This is a genomic window from Paenibacillus sp. AR247 (assembly GCF_002968895.1).
GTDB lineage: Bacteria > Bacillota > Bacilli > Paenibacillales > Paenibacillaceae > Paenibacillus_AQ > Paenibacillus_AQ favisporus.
The window spans coordinates 61,968-64,357 of record NZ_PCZT01000009.1; the positions used below are offsets into that span (position 1 = coordinate 61,968).

3 protein-coding genes are annotated in these 2,390 nt (G+C 49.5%); all 3 read left to right on the top strand.

Annotation, left to right across the window (positions count from 1 at the left end; translation table 11 throughout):
• On the top strand, positions 1-748 hold a 748-nt coding region (locus CPT76_RS08055), incomplete at its 5' end, for a DUF1963 domain-containing protein (protein ID WP_105444005.1).
• Between the two features lie 117 nt (positions 749-865).
• Positions 866-1,366, top strand: a complete 501-nt coding sequence (locus CPT76_RS08060; RefSeq protein WP_105442545.1) for a VOC family protein — start codon at positions 866-868, stop codon at positions 1,364-1,366.
• Between the two features lie 165 nt (positions 1,367-1,531).
• Entirely contained in the window at positions 1,532-2,317 is a 786-nt protein-coding gene (locus CPT76_RS08065) for a helix-turn-helix transcriptional regulator (protein WP_105442546.1), read from the top strand.
• Positions 2,318-2,390 lie beyond the last annotated feature (73 nt).

Sequence of the window (2,390 nt, forward strand, 5' to 3'; positions counted from 1 at the left end):
AGCCGGTTGTTCCAGGATCGGTGGTGATCCGGATCTCCCGGCTGATGTGGAATGGCCTGTGGATTCAAAGGGAACACCCATGACGTTCCTGGCCCAGCTTAGGCTGCGTGAGCTTATGGATTATGACGAAGTTTCCCTCCTTCCGGCAAACGGCGCGCTATATTTTTTCATTGGAATCGATGAACCGGCTTATGATATTGAGCATAAAGTGCTCTATTTGCAGGAGGAGCAGCTTCAAGCAGTGCAGCGGCGGCATGCGCCGGAAGTGACGGCACTCGAAGATGCATTTACGGGTTATCAGGTGTCGGCAAGGTCCACCCTGGAGCCGCCTAATTACGGTTATGTGGATTACGAGCAGGTGGAAGACGATGAGCATGATTATGAACATTACGAGGAGCTTTGCTTCGAACTGACCGGATACAGCTCTAATGACCTGGCGACGATGTTTGGCTATCCCGAAACCCAGCATGGCGATTGCGAACACGAAGCGGCACTGAAGCTGCTGACCGGCGAAAAATACAACTATTCCGAAACGGAGGCGCTGAAGCAGATCACCCGGCACCTGAACGGTGACCCGGATCGGGCGCAGCAGGAAATCAGGGATACTCTGTTGCTATTGGCACTAGATTCGGACGATGATGTAGGTTTTTGCTGGTGGGATGCCGGCGAACTGCAGTTTTTCATCCGGAAGGAAGATTTGCTGGCCGGCAATTTTGATCGTACATACTGCTCCCTTTATTCGAGTTGAAATAATCCGTTGAGAGATCGCCATTCATTCTTCTGACAAGCCCAAAAAGATGACAATCTGCTGTCAAGTTTTTGGTGATACACTCCAAACAGAATAAATGATTGGAGGTTAGAGCAAATGAATGAAAGCCAAGTTTCGGAAACGGTGAACCGCACGGTTACACCCTGGATCACGACGCAAAGCACCGGGAAGTTAATTGACTTTTTAATCAACGCTTTCGATGCACAGGAACTGGGGCGGGTGTACAATCCCGATGGAGCCATTGGACATGCGGAAGTGCGTATTGGCGATTCGAAAATACTCATGTTTGATGCTGATCCGAAGTGGCCTCCGTTTATCAGTCTCATTCGATTGTATGTGGACGATAGCGATGTCTTATATGCGAAGGCCATCAAGGCCGGTGCAATTTCCATGACGGAACCGACAACGATGGCGTGGGGAGAACGGGGAGGCCGGGTGGTCGACCCATTCGGGAATATTTGGTGGATTACGTCAAAGGCAGAAGAAGTTAGCCCAGAAGAAATGGTTGAGCGTTCTCAGCAGCAAGCGTATATTGATGCGATGGAATATGCCCAGACAAGCTTTAATCCATTGATGGCAAACGTGAAAAAGGGCTGACGTCTTCAAGCTAGGAACTGGAATTCAACATTCTAGAGTGAATCTAAATTAGCCTGAAGCAAGGAGCCGCCTGAGAAATCAGGGGGCTCTTTATTCTTAATCACCTTAAGCGCCAGCGGCGTTCCGATTGTTGCTGATTCAGGGCATGACGGAGGGTTCTATATATTGGAGACCTTCAGGGAAACTCCTTTATTTTTTCGGGCGGTAGAACTCAAGGCGATCGTAGACGCATCCAAGTTCGCGAAGGGGGTCGGGTATCCGTATACGGATGAACTCGAGCAAGCCCTGGATAAAATCGAACACAGTTTGAATGAAGAACAAATGCTGGATCTGCAGCGTCTGACGAGCGGCTTCAGTGTAATCTCTTCCGCCTCCCATCCGGGTATTGTTCCTATGCTCCGGCAGTTGGAGCAGGCCATTTTGGACGGACAGACGCTTCTCATCGCTTACCGTAAAGAAAACTCTGATTCGGCCAAAGAGCGGAGTATCGATCCCTATGGGTTGACCTTACGCAGAAACGAATGGTATCTCATCGCATACTGCCACCAATCATCCGAAATTCGGACTTTCCGTGTGGACCGGATCGAGAGTGTGTTCCGGACGGAAGCCGTTTTCACCATGCCGGAGAACTTCTCGACAGAGGACTATTTCCGCGAACAATCGCACAAGGAACGAGAAGCGGAAGGACCGATGGCGTTAATCCGAATTGCAGGAGATACGAGGAGTCTGGATGCGATATGCAGCCACTGGCATATGCATCACTATTTGACGGAACGTACCGACGCCGAAGCACGGTTCCTCATCGACATCCCAACGATTGACAAATATCTTCCGAGATATCTTCTTACCTTTGGTACAAGCATCCGTGTGTTGGAGCCGATCGCGTTGAAGTATCAAATCAAAGCAATGGCCAGGCAAATTGCTGAACTGTATTCAGATGATGAAAATTGAACTTCACTGACGGAGGCTGTCAGTGAAGATGCCTATAATGAATGTAAACCATGAATCTTGAAGGAGGAAGATG

Excerpts from the sequence above, each read along its gene's own strand:
- CPT76_RS08060 (WP_105442545.1), top strand. The coding sequence starts at position 866 with ATGAATGAAAGCCAAGTTTCGGAAACGGTGAACCGCACGGTTACACCC.